Source organism: Sphaerospermopsis reniformis, assembly GCF_005402885.1.
GTDB classification, from domain to species: Bacteria; Cyanobacteriota; Cyanobacteriia; order Cyanobacteriales; family Nostocaceae; genus Sphaerospermopsis; species Sphaerospermopsis kisseleviana.
In genome coordinates, this window is record NZ_BJCE01000092.1 from 1 (window position 1) to 20007 (window position 20007).

Genomic DNA, 20007 nt, shown 5'->3' on the forward strand with positions numbered 1-20007 from the left:
CGGAAAAAGTGTGCATTTTTTGGGATTTCAAGAGATGGCAAAGAAATTTTCAAATCTTCTCCTGACTCCTGACTCCTGACTCCTGACTCCTATGCCCTCACGGAAAGACTTTCTCAGCAACCCCTAACTAAGAAAATGCTTCCAAGCTTGATATGATTGAACCGTAAAGGACGCAAAGGACACAAAGGGAACAGATTTTTAGAGGGTTTTCAGAGTAGCTAAGTTTATTTTTTCAAAATTGGGATGCTCCCTGAGTGCCTCTAGTCTTTTCCCTTGCCTTAACGACAATTTTCAACACCAACCTACTTATGAGAAATCTTGCTATTTGTAGTGATAATTTTCATTTATCACAAGCTAAAATTCTAGGGAGTTCTCCTATAGAATTAGATTCTATACCTCTGTTGGCGGGTTTGCTAGAAACACCCAATATTGATTTTGACCCTGATTTAACAGAAAATAAACACCGGGTTTTAGTGAGGAAAATTGCTTTTTCTTGTAACTACCGTGATAAGGGTTTTATGCTGACAGCAGCCCCATATTTAGGAGATAATCGCTATTATGTAATTGGCTCAGAATTTGTGGGTGAGGTGGTCGCCGTTGGTAGGGAAGTAACTAATTTAGCGGTTGGCGATCGCGTTATTGGTAATAATCAGTATCCAGATTCAGGAATAGTGGGGGTTGTTGCGGGAATACCAACTAATCACGGATCAAAAGAATACCAAGTTTTTCATGCGGTGAAATTACTAAAAATACCTGAGCAAATGCCAGATGAAATAGCTGCTGGCTTTAGTATTGGCGCTCAGACAACTTATAGTATGATCCGTAAACTCAACATTACACCAGGTGCTAATATTTTAGTTACTGCTGCTAAATCTAATACTTCCTTGTTTGCGATCGCTGCTCTGCAAAAATATAATGTTAATGTTTACGTCACAACTACTTCTAAAGAGTTTGCCCAAAAGTTTCATGATTTAGGTGTGAAACGAGTTATTCCAGTTGATTTGAATAGTGAAGAATTAATTTCCCCAGTGCTAGCACAGGAAATACAGGAAGAGATTCCTGGATTTGATTGTATTATCGATCCATTTTTCGATCTATATCTTGGCAGATTAATGAATACATTAGTTAATGGCGGTAGATATATTACTTGCGGTTTGTATAATCAATCTGCTTCTAGCAACTTTGAATATCGAGGTTCTACAATTACCGAAATCATGACTATTGCCATGATCAACAACATTCAAATTATTGGTAACTGTCTCGGACAAACTGATGATTTAGCCAATGCTATTCAAGATTATATAGCGGGTAAGTTGCCGGTGGTGATTGATTCTATTTGCAGCGGTGATCAAATTTCTGATTTTTTCACCAGAACTTACCATGCTAAAGATAGATTTGGTAAAGTTATATATCGTTACAAATGACAAAGAAAATTATTTAGGGTTTGCTCTTGAAAGTCTTTTTCTTAGGGGTTAGGAGTCAGGACTAAATTTAAAAATTTCTTTGCCATCTCTCGAAATCCCAAAAAATGCACACTTTTTCCGGTATACCCTTCAAAACCCCTGCACTTTTTTCCTGTTTATCAGCTTTATCAGTCTGTAACCTTTGATATATCTGGGTTTTACATTTTTTCAGCCAGCCCTATTTAATAACCAAAAAATTATCTCACGGCATATTTGATCTGAACTAGCTCAATGGTTGATGACTAATTTCCCCTTTGATGGGACTCAGACAAGATTTGATATAAAAATTAATATTTTCATGGGGGAATGATTGAGTATCGTTTGCACTTAGGCATCAAGTTAAAAGTTATCTTTATCATCTTGGTTGTAAAACAAGGCTATGGCTGGAATTGGTAAACTCCCCTATGTTGAGTGGGCTAAGTCAATATTTCTAGAACACCCTCTAAACCTGAACTTTTAGATATTAACTCCTGAACTTTCCTGAACTTTTATGTATTGACTTAGGCATTGAAGTAGTTTTAGTATCTACCTTAAGCATTATGTCAATCAAACAAGATTGCTAAACCTCCTAATTGATGGGGCAGTAACAACACTTAAGTGTAGTCAATAATTCACATAAGTTAACAACCTGAACAAAATTATCAAGAGGATAAATTCATGGAAAACACAAAAGTTGAAGAATTTCTCAATCAAATTGAAGCAGACGAGGCTCTACAAGCTGAATTAGTTCAGGCCTTAGAAGCTGAAAATGATCGGGAAGCAGTGACAGAGTTAGCTAACTCTAAGGGTTATGACTTCTCATCCGATGAACTGTGGGCGGAAATTCAAAAGCGTCAAGCAGAATTGGAGCAGAAGCAAGCTGATGGTGAACTGTCGGATGAAGAATTAGAGGCTGTAGCTGGTGGTATATCACCCACTATAAAGCTTTCAATCAAGTTAACTTTTGCAATTACTCCCAGTTTACCAAGACCAAAATGGTAAAGCACAAGTAACGTTACGGAGTAGTATAGAGTGAAAGATTAGCTGCATCTGGTGACACAATAATAGTAATAAATATTGCTGTTACCAATGCAGATATTAATGTGTCAATAGACATCTCCAGTAATTGATTTAGAGATTTAGAGATGTTGCATACATCATCTATACAAGGGTTATAAAAACTGCTCATATATTTCCTGGAGATGTCTATTAAGAGCCTACACAAATAGATACGGATTGGCTACGCCACCATTAACAGAAACCAAACCAAATTCCTATTATGACACACTCTAAAATTGAACTTTTAGATATTAACTCCTGAACTTTCCTGAACTTTTATGTATTGACTTAGGCATTGAAGTAGTTTTAGTATCTACCTTAAGCGTTATGTCAATCAAACAAGATTGCTAAACCTCCTAATTGATGGGGCAGTAACAACACTGAAGTTGAGTAAATAATTCACATAAGTTAACAACCTGAACAAAATTATCAAGAGGACATATTCATGGAAAACACAAAAGTTGAAGCATTTCTCAATCAAATTGAAGCAGACGAGGCTCTACAAGCTGAATTAGTTCAGGCCTTAGAAGCTGAAAATGATCGGGAAGCAGTGACAGAGTTGGCTAACTCTAAGGGTTATGACTTCTCATCCGATGAACTGTGGGCAGAAATTCAAAAGCGTCAAGCAGAATTTGAGCAAAAGCAAGCTGATGGAGAACTTTCAGATGAAGAATTAGAGGCTGTAGCTGGTGGCGGAACACCTCTTTTTCTCGGCATCTTTAAGGTAGGGTATATGATAGGCAAGGATTTGGGACCGAAAATCAAGTGGTAATGATTGCTGTTTTTTCAGGCTGTAGTGATTAAAATTGAGGAGAAAATAGGGAATTATGTCTGTTAATAAAGTTGAAGAATTTCTAAACCAAATTGCAGAAGACGAGGCTCTACAAACAGATTTAGCTAAGGCTTTAGAAGCTGAAAATGATCGGGAAGCAGTGACCGAGTTGGCGAATTCTAAAGGTTATGACTTCTCTTCAGAGGAACTGTGGGCAGAAATTCAAAAGCGTCAAGCAGAATTTGAGCAAAAGCAAGCTGAGGGTGAACTGTCGGATGAAGAACTAGAGGCTATAGCTGGTGGGATCTCACCTACTTTTATTTTTGCAGCGAAAGCTATTGGTGCTGGTCTAGCGGGTATTGGTGTGGGCATAGGTGTATCAAAAATTAAGTGGTAAGAGACTAAATCCGCATCAATAACTTACTAAGTAACTGTCGAATGAAAGATTAGCTGCATCTGGTGACATAATAATAGTAATAGATATTGCTGTTTGTTACCAATGCAGATATCAATGTGTCAATGAACTAAGGAAAATGTCTAATAGACCTGTCCGAAAATTAAAAAGGCATAACCTGAAACCCTTGGTAGGGAAAATTCATGAATTGTCCCTACATCTTTTTCGGAGAAGTCTAATATGTGAATTAAAAAACAGTTGCTAAAACTCCCACTTGGGACTTTACTAACAACACTTAAGTGTAGTCAATAATTCACATAAGTTAACAACCTAAACAAAATTATCAAGAGGATAAATTCATGGAAAACACAAAAGTTGAAGAATTTCTCAATCAAATCTCAGAAGACGAGGCTCTACAAGCTGAATTAGCTAAGGCCTTAGAAGCTGAAAATGATCGGGAAGCAGTGACAGAGTTAGCTAACTCTAAGGGTTATGACTTCTCATCCGATGAACTGTGGGCGGAAATTCAAAAGCGTCAAGCAGAATTTGAGCAAAATCAAACTACCGGAGAATTGTCGGATGAAGAATTAGAGGCTGTAGCTGGTGGTAAAACACCGTTGATTTTCGTCACTATAAAGATCATATTCAGAAAAAAATGAGGAGAAAAAAAGATTAGCTGCATCTGGTGACACAATAATAGTAATAGATATTGCTGTTACCAATGTACATATTATGTTATACTATAGGACATAAAAATCTTGAATTACATTGTAAAGCAACTGAGAATAATTACGCAGTTTGATATACCTGTAAACAAAAGTTAAAGGTGATTTTAAGGTAATTCCTATATTTTGCATAACCCTATGTTATTAACTGATTCATCTACAGATATTCTCAAAGCGATCGCCATCAAAGCTAGTAATTTATCAGAGTGTTTAAACGCTATATCTACTCATGAGGTGACTAATCATGATCTGAGTGCAGAGGAGCAAGCAGAAATTGAAAGCAGACTAGAGTTATGGTGTGAGGTAGCTGCTAAAGGAGATAGGGAAAAATTTCACCGGCGGTTGGTATGGGATGGATTAAGTGAACAGACAGTTCGTTGGCTAGTTATTAAATATGATTGTATTGAGCCGCAGACCCTACCTATATGGACAAATATCCTAAAACAAGTTATTGCAGCTACACAAGAATTTTCCTCCTCCGGTGGGAAACCAGAACCCTCCATAATTCCTGAAACCCCAATTCCATTTGCAGACTTTTATATTCCCTGTCTGCAAGTAGCGCGAAGTTTGCTCAAGAATGCACTCCCAGACCAGGACAAATACACCCACTTAATCACCAGTCAAGTCCAAACTATCTTAGAAAGCAAATTACTAGAATCTCTGTGTCAGGTATTTGCGCCCACTTTAATGCAGGAGTTTAACGAGTTTCGCAGATCGGGAAATCCCTTTCGAGACTTCTTTGCTCTTTCCGTTAAAGGAAGTTCTCAACGGGATAAATACCAAGCATTTATCCACAAACACTGTCAAGATGGGCTGCTGTCGCTGTTTGAGAAATATAGCGTTTTAGGTCGCTTGGTGGCTATGACCATTGAGTTTTGGGTTGAGTCTACCTCGGAACTGTTGAACCGTTTAGTAACTGATTGGTCAGAAATTCAAGAGTATTTTTCCCCCCATGAACCCTTGAGTCAGGTTGTGGACATTGCGCCGGGATTGTCTGATGGTCACAAGAGGGGGCGCACAGTAGCAGCTCTCACCTTTGATACTGGGTTAAAAGTGGTTTATAAACCCAGGGACATAGGTTTGGAAGTTGCTTTTGGTAATTTACTGCAATGGTGCAATCAACAGGGAATTGACCTCAAATTAAAATCACCAAAGGTATTAAATTACTCAACCCATGGTTGGGTAGAATATATTCAGTCCTTACCCTGTGACACAGAGGAGGAGGTAAGCCGATTTTATCAGCGATCGGGAATGTTGATGTGTTTGATTCATATTTTAGAGGGGAAAGACTGCCACTATGAAAACCTGATTGCTTGTGGTGAGTATCCTGTGCTGATTGACATGGAAACATTGCTACACCCAGAAATCAAAATTTCACCCTCAATAGATAGTATTCCCCAAATAAGTCAAAAACTGGCAGATTCTGTATTGCGTACTGCTCTATTACCCGCCAAAGAAATATTAATTGCCAATGAACTCATGTCAATTGATATGAGTGGTTTAGGGAAAGTAGAGGAGCAAACTATACAAATCCCCAAATGGAGGCACATCAACACTGATGGGATGAAGGTAGACTATGAAACGGTGAAGTTTACCGCTGAAAGCAATGTACCTACTTTAAACGGAACTTTTGTGGAGCCGAAAAGTTATATTACTCAGGTTATCAGCGGATTTGAGCAGATGTATCGTTGGGTGATGAAGCATCGAGAACATCTGCTATGTGACAACAAGTCCTTGATGCAGTTCGCTGATCAGGAGTGTCGTCTAGTGTTTCGTAATACGAGAGTCTATGATGCGATTTTGCGCAACTTATACCACCCAGATTTTATGGAAGTGGGTATGGCTCGCAGTGTCAAGTTAGATGTATTAAGTCGGGGGTTTTTGACAGACTCTCATCAGCCTGAGTTTTGGGGAATGTTAGCAGCAGAAAAGCAGGACATGGAGCAGATGGATATCCCTATGTTCAGGGCGAATACCTCCAGTCGAGACTTACATTTATGCAATGGTAATGTTATTCATAATCTGCTAGAAAAATCTAGTTTTGAGCGCGTTATCCAGCGAGTGAAGTCTTTAGATGAAACAGATTTAATGTTTCAAAGCCGGGTTATTGCTTTTTGTCTGTGTTCACGATTTCTTGAGGAGCCGCACCTTGATCAATTCAATATCCTTAGCTGTCCGTTTACCGGGACAATCTCAGAGGATGTGCTGACACAAGCAACTCTGTTAACTGAAGCGGTTAAGATTGCTCGCACCTTTGAGCAGAATTTGCTGCCAACATCTGATCAGAGTATAGCTTGGCTGGGGATGGGATATGACCATAGTCATCAAAACTTCTATATCCAAGATTCTGGGTTAAACCTTTATGATGGTTGTGTGGGGGTGAGCTTATTTCTGGCGGCTTTGGCTAAGGTGACTGGTGATTCACAATGGCGGGACTTGTCCTTAAAAAGCCTCCACCCACTCCGTCAGGTAGTTCCAGGGTTAACATCTGATAAAAGTTCCCAATCATTGCACAAGGAGTTAGGAATTGGTGGTGCTGGGGGTATAGCATCCATAATCTATGGGTTGGTTCGTATCAGTGACTTACTTGATGAACATTCCCTACTAGATGAGGCGCACCAATTCACGGCTCTGATTACTCCAGAACAGATTACAAACGATAAAATTTTTGATGTGGTGGGGGGAACTGCTGGAACAATTCTCGGACTTTTAAGCTTGTTTGCAGCTGGGGACAAAATTACACCCTCTCCAGTCTTAGAATTGGCTATAGCTTGCGGGGAACATTTACTCAACCATCAAACGGGGAATCAGGAGCAACCAAGAACTGGGAAAACTTCTGAGCATCGCTTACTCACAGGTTTTTCTCAGGGTGCTGCAGGAGTTGCTTATGCTCTACTAAGATTGTATGCTGTTACCCAAGATTATCGCTGGTTAGCAGCTGCTCAAGAGGCGATCGCCTATGAACAAACAATGTTTTCCCCTGAACAACAAAACTGGTTAGATCTGCGTTCACCAGAACCTAAATTTCAAGTCAGTTGGGCTCATGGGGCTGCAGGTATCGCTTTAGCCCGCTTGGGGGGACTATCGGTTTTAGATACGGTGAGTATTCGTGAGCAAATTACCACCGCTTTGGAAACTACGCAAAAGTACATGATTTGGGGGGTTGACTCTCTTTGTTGGGGTAATTTTGGCAGAATTGAAACCCTGTTAGTGGCGGCTCAAATCTTGAATTGTCCCAATTTGCTCACCAATGCTTATCAAGCTACGGCTCTAGTGCTGAAAAATGCTCACTCTCAGGGAAGATTTACCCTGTGTGTTCACGGTTCCCCTCATATGATCAATCCGGGATTCTTTCAGGGTTTATCTGGTATCGGCTACCAGCTTTTAAGATTAGCCTATTCTCAGCAGTTACCATCTGTGTTGCTTTGGGAATAAGTGATTAATCTGATGTTTATCACACATTAAGTTAATAATTATACCTAAGTTAATCTGTGTACACAGGAGCACCAGAAGAGAAACAACGAGCAGGTTTTATCCTTGGATGAGGGGTAAAACCCTCATCTTTCCGTGGTTCTAGCTTTTTTGTATCGGATAGAGGGATTCTATGGCGATCGAACCTTAACATACGTACAAACCAGGGTATACTAGCTAGATAATATACCCTGTTTTTGCGAAATATTTTATTAATCACCTCAAGTGAGTTCATCTGAGCAACGAACTGACATCCTGGGTAGGAAAATCTAGTTCACAACTTACCAACGTCGGATCCGGATCCTACTTGTTATGGAAAAGGTCACCTTTGCGATCGTAGGTGTGTAAGGGGTGACTGCACCACCAGCTACAGCTTCTAGATCTTCTTCCGACAACTCTCCATTTAATCCTTTATCGAGGCCGTATTCAGCGAGGAAAAGTTCCGCTTCTTCCTCGGTAAAGTTAAAGCCATTCTCAGCACCAATACTTACAGCTTCTGCATAGGAATCGGCACTTTCTAGCTTCGCCATCAAATCAGGATTTTCGCTAGCAGCCATAAATAGTTTTTCAACAGCTTCTTTCGACATCTTCTATCTCCTAGTGACTAATTAATCAAGTTATCTTTTGTGAGATATATATTCTTATAAATTATTTTTGTTCCTATAGCAATTTATATAAGTTATGGAAAGTTCAGGAGTTGAGGAAAAAAAAGTTATGGAAAGTTCAGGAAAGTTATGTATCATGATTAATTGCATAATATTTTGTCACGGTTCATTTAATTAAAATAGAACTTGCTATATAATCCAATCATCATGTGAGCCAACCACAACCATAATCAAAAAAGTCATGCAACCTATAATATTTGAGGAGCATTCCTCTGTCTTACAAGAATGGAAAAAACGGGGAATTCAAGGTAAAACTTTAATTTACTTAGACGCACATATAGACGTTCAACTAGTTAGCCAGAAAAGAATTGAAGCACTGGAGCAGTGTAGAACAGCAGCTGAATTAGCTAAATTGGAGAAGCCCCATCACACTCTCCCAGATATGGGTTACAGCTATAGTATTGAAGATTTCTTATATCCAGCTTACCGATTAGGTATGATCTCCCGTCTGATTTGGGTTGGTCCTCCTCCAAATGATCAAGAAAATGGAGAAGGGAAAACTCCTGAAGAATTTATGCGGATGTTGGAATCTATGGAAGGAGTTAGCCTCGAAGATTTATCGAGTTTTCAGATGGTCGATAATATGTTAACAGGCAAACTTCTGGGATTAGATATGGTGGCTTGTCAATATACTGATCTTGTTAACCTAGAACTACCAGCAGACAGCCTCATTGATATTGATATTGACTATTTCGTTGAATTACCCGCAGATGAACCCTGGATCGATCCTCAAGCAGTATTTACTGTTTTAAAACAATTGCCTTTAACATCGGATTTTGTGACACTAACTCGTTCAGTTAGTAGTGGTTATACACCTTTACGCTATCGTTTCTTTGCGGACTACCTTGCTGCTTTATGGCAAGGTGATAACCAACTTTCTAGCCATTACTCACGCTTGTTTAACATGGATGAGAAATTGCGACAAGGAAATACTGAAGCTGCGAGAGAGGGTTGTATTCAAGAACTAGAAAAATTCCCTGAATGTGCTGCAACTTACTATCTACTGAGCTTGATAGAAACTAACAGTCAACTTGTGCAATCCTATCAAAACAAAGCAGGGGATTTAGATGTTAATTATCGTCACAACGTCCTGCGTTCTATTTGCCAATTAGATAGTAGGGAGTTAAAATTTGACGAGAATAACTTGAAAGAATTGGAAAACCAGCTAGAAAGCAGCGAAACCACTCCAGAGGAGTTGGCAATTTCTCACTTGATGTTAGGTATTTTATCGGGAAAACTTGGTAATTTTCGCCAGGTATTCAAGCACCACCAAATTTATAATCAAAAAATGGGTAATAGACACCCAAAACTTGACTTGATTTTAGGTCAACTGCTTTTATATGCAGGATATACGCAGCGAGCAACTACATTTTTGCAGGCGGCATTAGAAGATGAGATAAGTGCTGGTCATGCTCATTCACTACTAGGGACAATCTACGCTAAACAGGGCAATTTAAAACAGGCTTGTGAACATTTTCTGCCAGTCAGCGAATTAATGCCAGTATTAAGTCCACCTGTGAAGGTTCTAGCGAAAATTTATCGGCAGATGGGAGATGAAGAAAATTACCAAGCCATGTCTGAAAAGTATCGTTCTCTTAAGATGGCAAATTTAATCTTATCCCAAAAAATTGCACAAAGCAAACACTAGCAATATATAGCAATCCAATCCTAAGAGGATGTTTGGAAAGTCATGATTAGTGTATCAACATTGTTTGACTCCACCCTAACCCTCTCCTTGTAAGGGGCTTGTAAGGGCAGGGAACTGGATTTGATTGTTTTTTGTGTGTTGGGTGTGTTCCCTTTCCTCACTGATAATTTCACAAATCAAATACGAGTCCTATAATTGAATGATAATAATATGGAAGTTCACTTCATTGGCCATGCCTCTATTTTCGTAAAAACACAAGACTGTAAAATTTTGATGGATCCGGTTCTCTGGGACCCTCACCAAGAATCCTTGTTTGATGTATGCCCTAAAAGAGAGGTAATTCATGAGAATATTCCCGATTTTGATCTATTAATTATTTCCCATCAACATTTAGATCACTTTCATATTCGTTCTCTGGCATATTTACCAAAAACTGTGGATGTACTCATTCCAGAAGACAAGTTGATAGAAGAATGCTTGCGGAAATTGGGATATTCACACATCTATCCTTTACGGGATTTTAATACAGTAAAATTCGGTGCTACGAGTTTACTAACAACCCGTTCCGAAAATAGAGTACCTGAATATGGCATCATTTTTGCCGACGAATCGGGATGTTTTTGGAATCAAGTTGATACAGTTGTCAGTCTCGATACTATTCGCGTAGTTAAATCTCGCTATGAAAAGATAGATTTTCTCTTGGCGGAATGGCAACCCATGTTGGAGATGAACTATCAGACAAACTTAAATTTGTCCTTTCCCTATTCTGACTATAGTCATATACTCAAGACCATTAGTAACCTACAGCCTAAAGCCGTTGCTCCTGGTGCTAATGGTTTTAGATATAATGCAGGTGCTTCATGGCTAAATAAAATTGTTTTTCCCGTGACGCGAGAAAGGTTTTGTCATGATGTCAAAATGGCTTGTCCTCAAATAGGTGAGAATATATTTGCTCTAGACCCTGGTGATGTGTTGGCTTTTGAACATAACAAATTTAATCACCTAAAAGGACAATGCAACTTTGTTAATCGGATTTCTGATCAAAGAGATGAAAGAGAAGATTTAGATTTTTCACCTGTACGGGTTGGCAATCCCATGATAGATGTCAATGCTGATAATTATAGTCTCAATGATATGAAAGAGACAATTATCCAGAAGATTAGCGGTGATCTGCTTGAGTTCATTAACACAAACAAGGACTTACTGTTTTTAGAACATTGTCGATGGCAGGTAATTTACCAATTAGAAGTTATTTTCCCTGACGAATCTAAAATCTGGAATTTTGTTTTTTCAGAAACTAACATTCAGGCTCAAGAAGGTAGGAATCCCTTAGCCAACTTATTTACTTATATTACTGCTTCAAGTCTTTATGGGATGATCAAAAGAATTAAGGGATGGGATTATGCATTTTTGGGTGGTTATTATCGCCGCTTTCAAAGAATATACTTACCAACTGCTCAAGGGATAATTAAACCTGAAGAAGAACTCAGTCCAGATGAAAAACTAATTTCCGATCCCCTGGCTTTTATTTTGCCTCATGACGAGCTATTTAAAATCATCTTAGATCAGGAAATTGCTCAATGCCGTCAGGGAAATGATCATCAGCCAAAAAGCACCCAACCCAGACAACTGATGATGCGTATGGGGAATACCCTGGTAAAATTAAAGCAGAAAGTTCATTGACGGTTACTCACAGCACCTTGCACCGAATCTGAAGTACAGATTGAATGATAAAACTCTTGTGGGGTGGGTATCTTTACCCGCCCTTGTACCTACATGAAATTTGGTGTCGTGGCTGGTAAACACGGATTGTTAAGGGAGACTAATTTAATCCAGTTTAATCCACAGCGCCTAAATATTTTAACGTCTCTCTTTGCACATCCGTTAAACCAGTTGCGCCTTGGATACACATCCCTTCATAGGGTCGTTTTGTTCTCAATATCTGTAAACATTGTCCCGTGTGAATGTCCCACAGTCGCATAGTTTCATCTTGTCCCCCACTGGCTAAAATCTTACCATCGGGACTAAAAGCCACCGACCACACCCAACTTTGATGGGCTAATATTGTTTGCTGACATTTACCAGTATTCAGATTCCACAGCTTTACGGTTTGGTCGCAACTACCACTAGCTAAAATTTTGCCATCAGGACTAAATGCTACTGACTGCACCCAACTAGTATGTCCTAGTAATATTTTGAGACATTCTCCTGTAGCCACATCCCACAAACGGATCGTACAATCGCAACTTGCACTTGCTAAAAACTTACCATCGGGGCTAAAAGAAATTCCTTGTACCCAGCTAGTATGTCCTACTAGGGTATTTATACAGTTACCCGTGGTAATATCCCATAGTTTAATAGTTTTATCTTCAGAACCACTGGCTACAATTACTCCATCAGGACTAAATTCAACAGACCACAGCCAACCTTGATGTCCCTGGAAAGTTGTTAGGCAGTTTCCGGTAATCATATCCCATAATTTAATGGTGTAGTCGCCACTACAACTGGCTAGGGTTAGTCCATTGGGACTAAAGGCTACTGAACGAATCCAGCGGCTATGTCCTTGCAAGGTGTTGAGACATTGACCAGTATGGATATCCCACAGCTTTATAGTATAGTCGCTGCTACCACTAGCTAGATATTTGCCATCAGGACTAAAAGCTACAGAACACACCCACCCTTGATGTCCTTGTAAAACCATTGCATCAGGTGGAGTTTTTGAAGATTCATTTGTTTGCAGATTCCACAATCGGACAGTTTTATCTTCACTACCACTGGCTAGGATTTTACCATCAGGGCTAAAGGCCACCGATTGAATCCAACCACCACAACCTTGCCAAATATCAATGCAGCTACCTGTACTGACTTCCCATAGTCGTACAGAGCGATCTTCCCCAGCAGTGGCTAAGATTTCGCCATCAGGACTAAAAACTACGGAGGTCAGAAGACTATTATGACCGTGGAGATTTTTCAAGCATTTTCCATCAGCAAGACTCCACAATCTGACTGTGTGGTCACCACTAGCACTGGCTACTAGCTGACCATCAGGACTAAAGGCTACCGATCGCACTCTTTGAGTATGTCCTGTCAATGTTCTTACACATTTACCAGTGGTAGTTTCCCAAATTTTCAGGCTGCGATCGCCACTACCAGTTACTAACCGCTTACCATCGGGACTAAAAGCCAGCGATCGCACCCACCGATCATGTCCTAGTAGTGTTTGCCGACATTCCCCTGTGTCCACATCCCAGAGTTTAACACTCTTATCTTCACTACCACTGGCGATCATCCTACCATCGGGGGAGAAAGCAACAGACCAAATAAAACTTTCATGGCCTAAAATCACCTGGAAACATTGACGAGTGTTAGTATCCCACAGCCTGATTGTACCATCACTGCTACCACTGGCAATCATCCTACCATCAGGACTAAAAACAACTGCACGCACTCGCTGATGATGACCTGTTAAGGTTGTCAGACAACTACCATCAAACACGTCCCACAATTTCACAGTGTGATCGCTACTGGCACTACAGAGTGTTGTTCCATCGGGACTAAAACTAATAGAATGTACCCAACCGGCGTGTCCTTTGCAGCTAAAAACTACCTGACCATTATCAATTTGCCATAAGTGAATTTCCCCATTTACATCTCCTGTAGCCAGTAATTTACCATTGGGACTGAAAGCCAAAGATAAAACGCTGGTTAACTGTTTGGCGAATACCGATTGACTCAGATCAGTATAACTAAAGTTAACATTTTGTAAATTAGTTGTTTGTAAACAACTAGACCAAACAGTTAGCTCAGACAAGTCATAGCCAGTGAGTTCAATTTGCAAGTGACATAAAATATTAATTATATTTCCAGCCGCATATCCAGGTTCTAAAGTAGCGTTATCACGCAGATTGACCAGAATTTTTTGCAATTTCACTTCCAGGTTCTTGAGATTTTTATATAAGCTTAACAACCTCTCTGACAAAGGTTGAATAAATACCTGTATGTGACGTTGCTTAATATACTCTTTGGCTGAGGATTTAAGTAAAGGATATTGATTTAATAATTCTATTTTTTCGCTCTGTATTTCTTCTATGATTATCTCAATTATTTTGTTTTGTATATATTCCCTCACAACTGGTTGTAAAAATAATTTTCTGTTTTTCTTCTCCAAGAGAGAACGATGCAACAGCGAGCGAATACTTGCAATGATATTTTGCGGTGAAATTCCTGGAATGTCAAGTTTCAAATTGACTTGATCTTGGTCTTCTTGTATAGTTAACCAGTATAGAAAGTTTTTTTCACCAAGAGGTAATCGATTAAATTGTTCCTCTATAACCTCATTAATCTCCCCTATTACTAAAGATTTACTTCTGAGCAACTCCGAAATATTCCCATCATATAAATCCTTGGCAATTACCGAAATTATTTTCAAGGCTAAAGGATTACCACTATATTGTTTAATAACCTTCTGCCAGGATACCTCCGATTCTAAAAAACATCCTTTTAATTGTAAGAGTTGCTGTCCTGCTGCCAAACTTAATCCTGCTAATTTTAGACAGCGTACAGGTAGGGTGTCTCCTTGCATTAAGCTAATTTCTTGGGGTTTTTCTCGCGTAGTTAAGATTACACAACTGTTATGCTGACGTTGTCCTAAAGCTTGAAAAAAGCTTCTATAATATTCGTAACCTGTTTGATATTGACCGCTTAAAACACCACTTTGCAAAATTGTCTCAGCATTATCCAAGATTAATAAACAGCGTTTGGTTTTCAGAACTTGCATGAGGGTGGAAATTTGCTCCTCAAGTCTGATGGGTAAATTGTTGTCTTTTCCTTGAGTTAAAGATTTTAGTATATTTAGTATTAATTGTTGTAAAGAAGGTGCCGAAACTAGCGATCGCCAAATCAAATATTCAAAATGACTATGAATTTCTTGTCCTAACTTGACGCTGAGATGGGTTTTACCTATTCCTCCCATTCCCAGCAAGACTACTAAACGACAACCATCATTAACTATCCATTTTTTTAGTGCATCCAATTCCTGAGTGCGATCGTAGAAAACCGTGACATCAGGTGCGTCTCCCCAGTCTTGGTATGTTTTCGTTTCACTGATACGGGTGTGAATCCCATTTGTCAATAATAAATCTTCCGTTGGTTTCACCTTATATGTAAAGGTTTGGAGAGGTAAATTACGTTCAATTACAGTGTTATCTGATTGATACCATTTTCTTTCTAAGGCGGAGCGAAAATTGGTTTTACTCACCTTTTCACCAAACACTTCCGAAAGCAACCGCCATAACTTAGGTCCAATATCTTGCTTGAGATAATTTACCGAATAACCGTAGCTTTTGGCGATATCATGGTAACGTAGCTGCCGATCTGATAAAGACGAAGACAGAAGTAGTCGTTGCACATCGGTGAGATGCTTACCTGTTTTCTCAAAAATCAAAGTATCAACAAAGACTAAGGCTTGTTGAATATCCATAATTTATAAATTTACGTTACAATTCAATTAAACTAATTAGGAGTATTCTTTATCCAAAGGCATTTAAGCTTACGGTAGTTCAATCTCATTGAATAATGATAAATAAACATTTATACTATCTTACCATAAATAAAAACACAAACTAAGTGATGTTTTTTATCTTTAGAAAGAAAAACTCCTAGAGTTTTTTCTCTATATAAGCAAAATTGGGAACATTAAGAGCGAAAATTAAGTATTATACTTGGTAATCCTCATGCTTGTATTGTGGCTCACCCTCAGTTAACTTACAGTATATGTATTATATGAAACTAAAACTCTGGACAGTGGTGTTTTTAGCCGGTTTGGTGTCCCTACCCTTAGATATTGTTCATCAGACTCAGGTGTTAGCCACAGACGAACCAATTCACATAGCACAAACCCCTTCAAATTATGACCAGTATATGCAACTTGGTTATAGAGAAACTGCAAAGAGAAACTACCGCAGAGCCTTACAATATTTCCAGCAAGCACTGCAACTACGTCCTGATGATAGCCATGCAAAAGCTGCAATCAGGAATGTCAGTAGTTACATTGAAACAGACAGCAGTTTAATTGCCTTTGTACCAGGGAGACCTAATAGACTAAGAGCAGCTGCAACCAGAGGAAATTGCTTCTTAAACAGCAAGAATGCTGTAGCCCTAATACCTACAGACAACGAAGCACAGACTGTATCGCCACATCCCACGTTCTTCTTTTACATTCCTGAAACTGCTCAACCACTACAAGGACTGGAATTTGTCTTGTGGGATAATGAAAACGATAAAACCTTGTATAAAAAGACTATTAAATCTGTGACACAGGGAGGTATTGTCAGTATCACTATACCTACTGATCAACCATCATTAGAACCAGAGAAACAATATACCTGGGGGTTTTCCATGGTTTGTGATTTTGCTAATCGTGATCAAGATTTGTACTTAGACGGTAAAATTAACTTAGTAACAAATGACAACCTCTCTTACCAGATAAAACAGAGTACCCAACCTTTAGAACAAGTAGTGCTTTATGCAACTGCTGGATTGTGGGAAAATGCGGTCAGTATTTTAGCTAATTTACGTCGCCAAAATCCTGATGATTCCCAAGTTAAAAAGTATTGGATAGATTTACTGACATCAGTAGACCTGCAAGCAGTAGCTCAGGAGCCGCTTTTATCTTGTTGTACCCCCGAAAATTAATAATCAGTTGGAACTCAATTGTGCTGCTTCCATCAAGCAGCACAGCAATTAAAACTACCAAGGACTACCTACCATGGTAAATGCAGCCCAATAATAAGGATGGGTCAGTTGTTCATCAGTTCCCACCGTAATTTCAGCAGGTAAGACTATACTGGGGACTTCTTCTAAACCCCGCAACTGACCATCCTGAATATAAATCTTTCCTTGAGCCATAGACACTTGGGCATCTCTTAGCGCTTCTGCACGTATAGGAGCAGTCTTGAGAGATTCATAAAATTTTGTCATTAACGCTGCCGTACTGGTATCGTTAACTGCCCATAAACTGGCGATAGAGGTTTTCACCCCTGCGAGTACAGCTAAACCCGCAAAGCCAATTTCTACTTCTTCATCACCCAGAGCAGTTCTACAAGCACTTAGCACCAACATCTCCACCGGGGGGTCATTCAACTGTAATTGCCGGAGTTGATCTAGGCGTAACCTGTCATCCCATAATTGAATATAGGAATTGCTCAACGGTCCGGGAATAAAATCAGCATGGGTTGCTAGATGAAGAATACCAAAGGGTTGTTGACGACGGGTGGTTTTCAGATTGTCTAAAGTTGCTTGTTTGTCTAATAATGATCTACCTGACCAGAGTTGAGATACTTTTGATAGCTCAAAAGGAACAGATGGTAATGGGGTTTGTCCCTGAGTGCTTTGGGACACTCCAAAAGCCAACACTTGCGAGTTTTTAATGTCAGTATAAACGGTATTGGTTAAACTCAGACTAGGCATTAAGCCAACACTGTATTTTTCTATGAGAAACTGTTTACCATCATGAAAGGCTGCTATAGGTGTTGTACGCAAGCCCACATCTGGGATGAAGACTAAGTTATTAATACCTTCTGCTTCTAAGTCTGCCTCTAGAGGAGCAATGATCCAATCATAAAGTTGCTGAGATGGCTTTAAATAACCATTGCGGCGGCGATTTTGGGGATTGACTATTTGATTGCGAAATTCTTGAGCCACTTGTAAAACCTTACCTTGAGTTGCTCCAGATATACGTTTACGGATGGGATCTCCCTTACCAGTCACTACTAATATTTCTAACTCATAATTGTTCCTCTCGGCTTTGGTGTCTAACACTTTAGTCGGAGTGTTTTTGTTAAGGGAGGTTTCCACAGGTACGAAACTCAGGTAGATTAACGCAGGTTTTATACCAGTAGTTTCTTCTATCTGGCGAACCTTCTTAATAGCATCTTCTCTTGTTGTGATTTCAGGTGCTGATACACCTAAGCGATTGGCAAAAGTATTGCTGAAATCATTTTCTAAATCAACAATCTGTTCAGAAATAGTATTACTATCTAATTGCGTACCAGTTACTTGTTGTATCTGAATCTGATCAGTATCTTCTGTAGTTTCATTAGTTTCAGTTGTTTCAGTTGTTTGAACAGACGAAGATGTATTTGATACCGTACTAGTCCCTTGTTCTGTCTGGCGGACAATTTCTTTAATATTTTCTTCTTGTGGTTGTGGTTGTGGTTGTGGTTGTGGTTGTGGTTGTGGTTGTGGTTGTGTTACCACTACTTGAGCGATAGGGGTTGCTATTGGTGAAAAAGAAACTCCATCACTAACGTTGATCCTAAAAGCCTCAACGTTACCGCTGGTAGTAATATTGTCTGGTGGCGTATAATTTAGGGTTTCGCCTATAGTCAGAATATCTCCAGGCGCTAACACAGTATTACCACGCCTGAGTGTACCCGCTATGGCATCAATCACGACGGTGAGATTATCTTGATTGACATTTTCAACTTCTGCTGTAAAGGTGAAATCAACAGGTACACCTGGTTGAGCATTTAAGGCGATGGGAGAGGTAACAGTTAGTTTTGGTGGGGTGTTGACAGAATTAATAGTGATTCTGCTAGGTGTATTACCTACTGCTCCCCCATTAGGCAAGACTGGAAAACTACCAGAAGAGATAATCGCATCAGCACCTGCATTAATAGCCCCTGTCATGCCGTTTGCTGTAATAGCACCTATAGTAAATGGTAGATTATTGGGTCCACCATCATGTTGAATTGTTACTGTACCGCCGCTAGAAAGTGCAGTCTCACCGCCATTAGATATCAAGAATTCACCAGTATTAATGGTATTACCTGTTCCTTGTATTAATCCATTAGTGAGGATTTCTACATTTCCACCTTTGACACTACCTTCAATTTCACTTGTTGCAGTGGTATTAATACTATTAAAACGAATGATACTACCTGCTGGACTGGTGGTTTCTAGTTTCACATTACCGCTGGTAAATTGATCATCTCCAGTGAGACCAACAACCCTTCCTGAAGTATTGATATCGCCAACTGTAATATTATTTCTTGCACTTATGGCTACCCCACCGTTAGTTAGGGTGATTCTTTGACCTTGAACCACAAGACTATTAATTGAGAAAAAGGTAGAGTGGTTAATATTACCAGTGATAACATTATCATTATCAGCAGTTATTTTAACTCCACCACTGAGATAATTACCACCAGTAAAATTGAGTCCCTCCCGTACATCAAATAGTGAAGCATCAATATTACCGAAAGTAATATCATTTTTAGCATTCAGGGTGACTCCACCCAGCCAATCAGAATTTATATCCCTAGTGTTAATACTACCATTGTTAGCAGTTATTGTGACGCTACCTAGTCCAAAACCCTTTGTTTTTTGTATTCCACTGATAACGTCCTCACTTCTGGCGTTAATATTGCCCAAATTGATTTCACCAGTGGTACTTGCTACGGAAATATTACCAGAACGAGAACCACTACCACCGTTAACAATATCACCCGCAGTAATGTTACCACTTGCAAATAATTTTACGTTGGCAGTAGAACTAAAACCATAATTATTATAATTTTGCAAATTTCCTAAGTTAATTTCACCAGTGGTACTTTCTACGGAAATATTACCAGAATCATAACCATTACCACCGTTAACAATATCACCCGCAGTAATGTTACCACTTGCAAACAATTTTACGTCGCCAGTAGAACTAAAACCATAATTATTATAATTTTGCAAATTTCCTAAGTTAATTTCACCAGTGGTACTTTCTACGGAAATATTACCAGAATCATAACCATTACCAGCGCTAAAAATATTACCCGCAGT

The 20007-nt window shown here is 39.3% G+C and carries 13 protein-coding genes; 9 read left to right on the forward strand and 4 right to left on the reverse strand.

The genetic code is table 11. The features are described 5' to 3' along the window. The first annotated feature begins 308 nt into the window (after positions 1-308). Both FFR48_RS14155 and FFR48_RS14160 read left to right on the forward strand, forming a co-directional pair. The gene (locus FFR48_RS14155) at positions 309-1424 is read left to right on the forward strand and encodes a quinone oxidoreductase family protein (protein ID WP_137667792.1); all 1116 of its coding nucleotides are present in this window, start codon (positions 309-311) and stop codon (positions 1422-1424) included. A gap of 696 nt (positions 1425-2120) precedes the next feature. Continuing rightward, the gene (locus FFR48_RS14160) at positions 2121-2444 is read left to right on the forward strand and encodes a Nif11-like leader peptide family natural product precursor (protein ID WP_137667793.1); all 324 of its coding nucleotides are present in this window, start codon (positions 2121-2123) and stop codon (positions 2442-2444) included. A 13-nt stretch (positions 2445-2457) separates the two neighbouring features. Here FFR48_RS14160 and FFR48_RS14165 read toward each other — a convergent pair whose 3' ends face one another. Further along, entirely contained in the window at positions 2458-2631 is a 174-nt protein-coding gene (locus tag FFR48_RS14165; RefSeq protein WP_162501885.1) for a hypothetical protein, read from the reverse strand. Between the two features lie 315 nt (positions 2632-2946). On the opposite strand from FFR48_RS14165, the gene FFR48_RS14170 reads away from it, so the two are divergent. The 4 genes from FFR48_RS14170 (at position 2947) to FFR48_RS14185 (ending at position 7827) form a co-directional block, all read left to right on the forward strand. Then, positions 2947-3273, forward strand: coding sequence for a Nif11-like leader peptide family RiPP precursor (locus FFR48_RS14170; protein ID WP_137667794.1), 327 nt, complete (start codon positions 2947-2949; stop codon positions 3271-3273). A gap of 55 nt (positions 3274-3328) precedes the next feature. Then, on the forward strand, positions 3329-3670 hold the full coding sequence (locus FFR48_RS14175; RefSeq protein ID WP_137667795.1) for a Nif11-like leader peptide family natural product precursor: 342 nt from the start codon (positions 3329-3331) through the stop codon (positions 3668-3670). Between the two features lie 356 nt (positions 3671-4026). After that, positions 4027-4326, forward strand: a complete 300-nt coding sequence (locus tag FFR48_RS14180) for a Nif11-like leader peptide family natural product precursor (protein WP_137667796.1) — start codon at positions 4027-4029, stop codon at positions 4324-4326. Positions 4327-4530: 204 nt separating this feature from the next. Beyond that, positions 4531-7827 (forward strand): type 2 lanthipeptide synthetase LanM family protein, encoded by a 3297-nt coding sequence (locus FFR48_RS14185; RefSeq protein ID WP_137667797.1) that lies wholly within the window; start codon positions 4531-4533, stop codon positions 7825-7827. Positions 7828-8144: 317 nt separating this feature from the next. Here FFR48_RS14185 and FFR48_RS14190 read toward each other — a convergent pair whose 3' ends face one another. Beyond that, positions 8145-8450, reverse strand: a complete 306-nt coding sequence (locus tag FFR48_RS14190) for a Nif11-like leader peptide family natural product precursor (RefSeq protein ID WP_137667798.1) — start codon at positions 8448-8450, stop codon at positions 8145-8147. Between the two features lie 259 nt (positions 8451-8709). On the opposite strand from FFR48_RS14190, the gene FFR48_RS14195 reads away from it, so the two are divergent. Together FFR48_RS14195 and FFR48_RS14200 are read left to right on the forward strand one after the other, a co-directional pair. Beyond that, on the forward strand, positions 8710-10176 hold the full coding sequence (locus FFR48_RS14195) for a hypothetical protein (protein WP_137667799.1): 1467 nt from the start codon (positions 8710-8712) through the stop codon (positions 10174-10176). Positions 10177-10386: 210 nt separating this feature from the next. After that, positions 10387-11859 carry an MBL fold metallo-hydrolase gene (locus tag FFR48_RS14200; protein ID WP_137667803.1) on the forward strand — a complete coding sequence of 491 codons (1473 nt, stop codon included), beginning with the start codon at positions 10387-10389 and terminating at the stop codon, positions 11857-11859. A gap of 154 nt (positions 11860-12013) precedes the next feature. Here FFR48_RS14200 and FFR48_RS14205 read toward each other — a convergent pair whose 3' ends face one another. Then, positions 12014-15655, reverse strand: coding sequence for a WD40 domain-containing protein (locus FFR48_RS14205; protein ID WP_137667800.1), 3642 nt, complete (start codon positions 15653-15655; stop codon positions 12014-12016). A gap of 302 nt (positions 15656-15957) precedes the next feature. On the opposite strand from FFR48_RS14205, the gene FFR48_RS14210 reads away from it, so the two are divergent. Further along, positions 15958-16869 carry a DUF928 domain-containing protein gene (locus FFR48_RS14210; RefSeq protein WP_236104072.1) on the forward strand — a complete coding sequence of 304 codons (912 nt, stop codon included), beginning with the start codon at positions 15958-15960 and terminating at the stop codon, positions 16867-16869. 54 nt (positions 16870-16923) lie between these two features. Here FFR48_RS14210 and FFR48_RS14215 read toward each other — a convergent pair. After that, the coding region (locus FFR48_RS14215) for a CHAT domain-containing protein (RefSeq protein WP_137667802.1) at positions 16924-20007 on the reverse strand (3084 nt) is incomplete at its 5' end.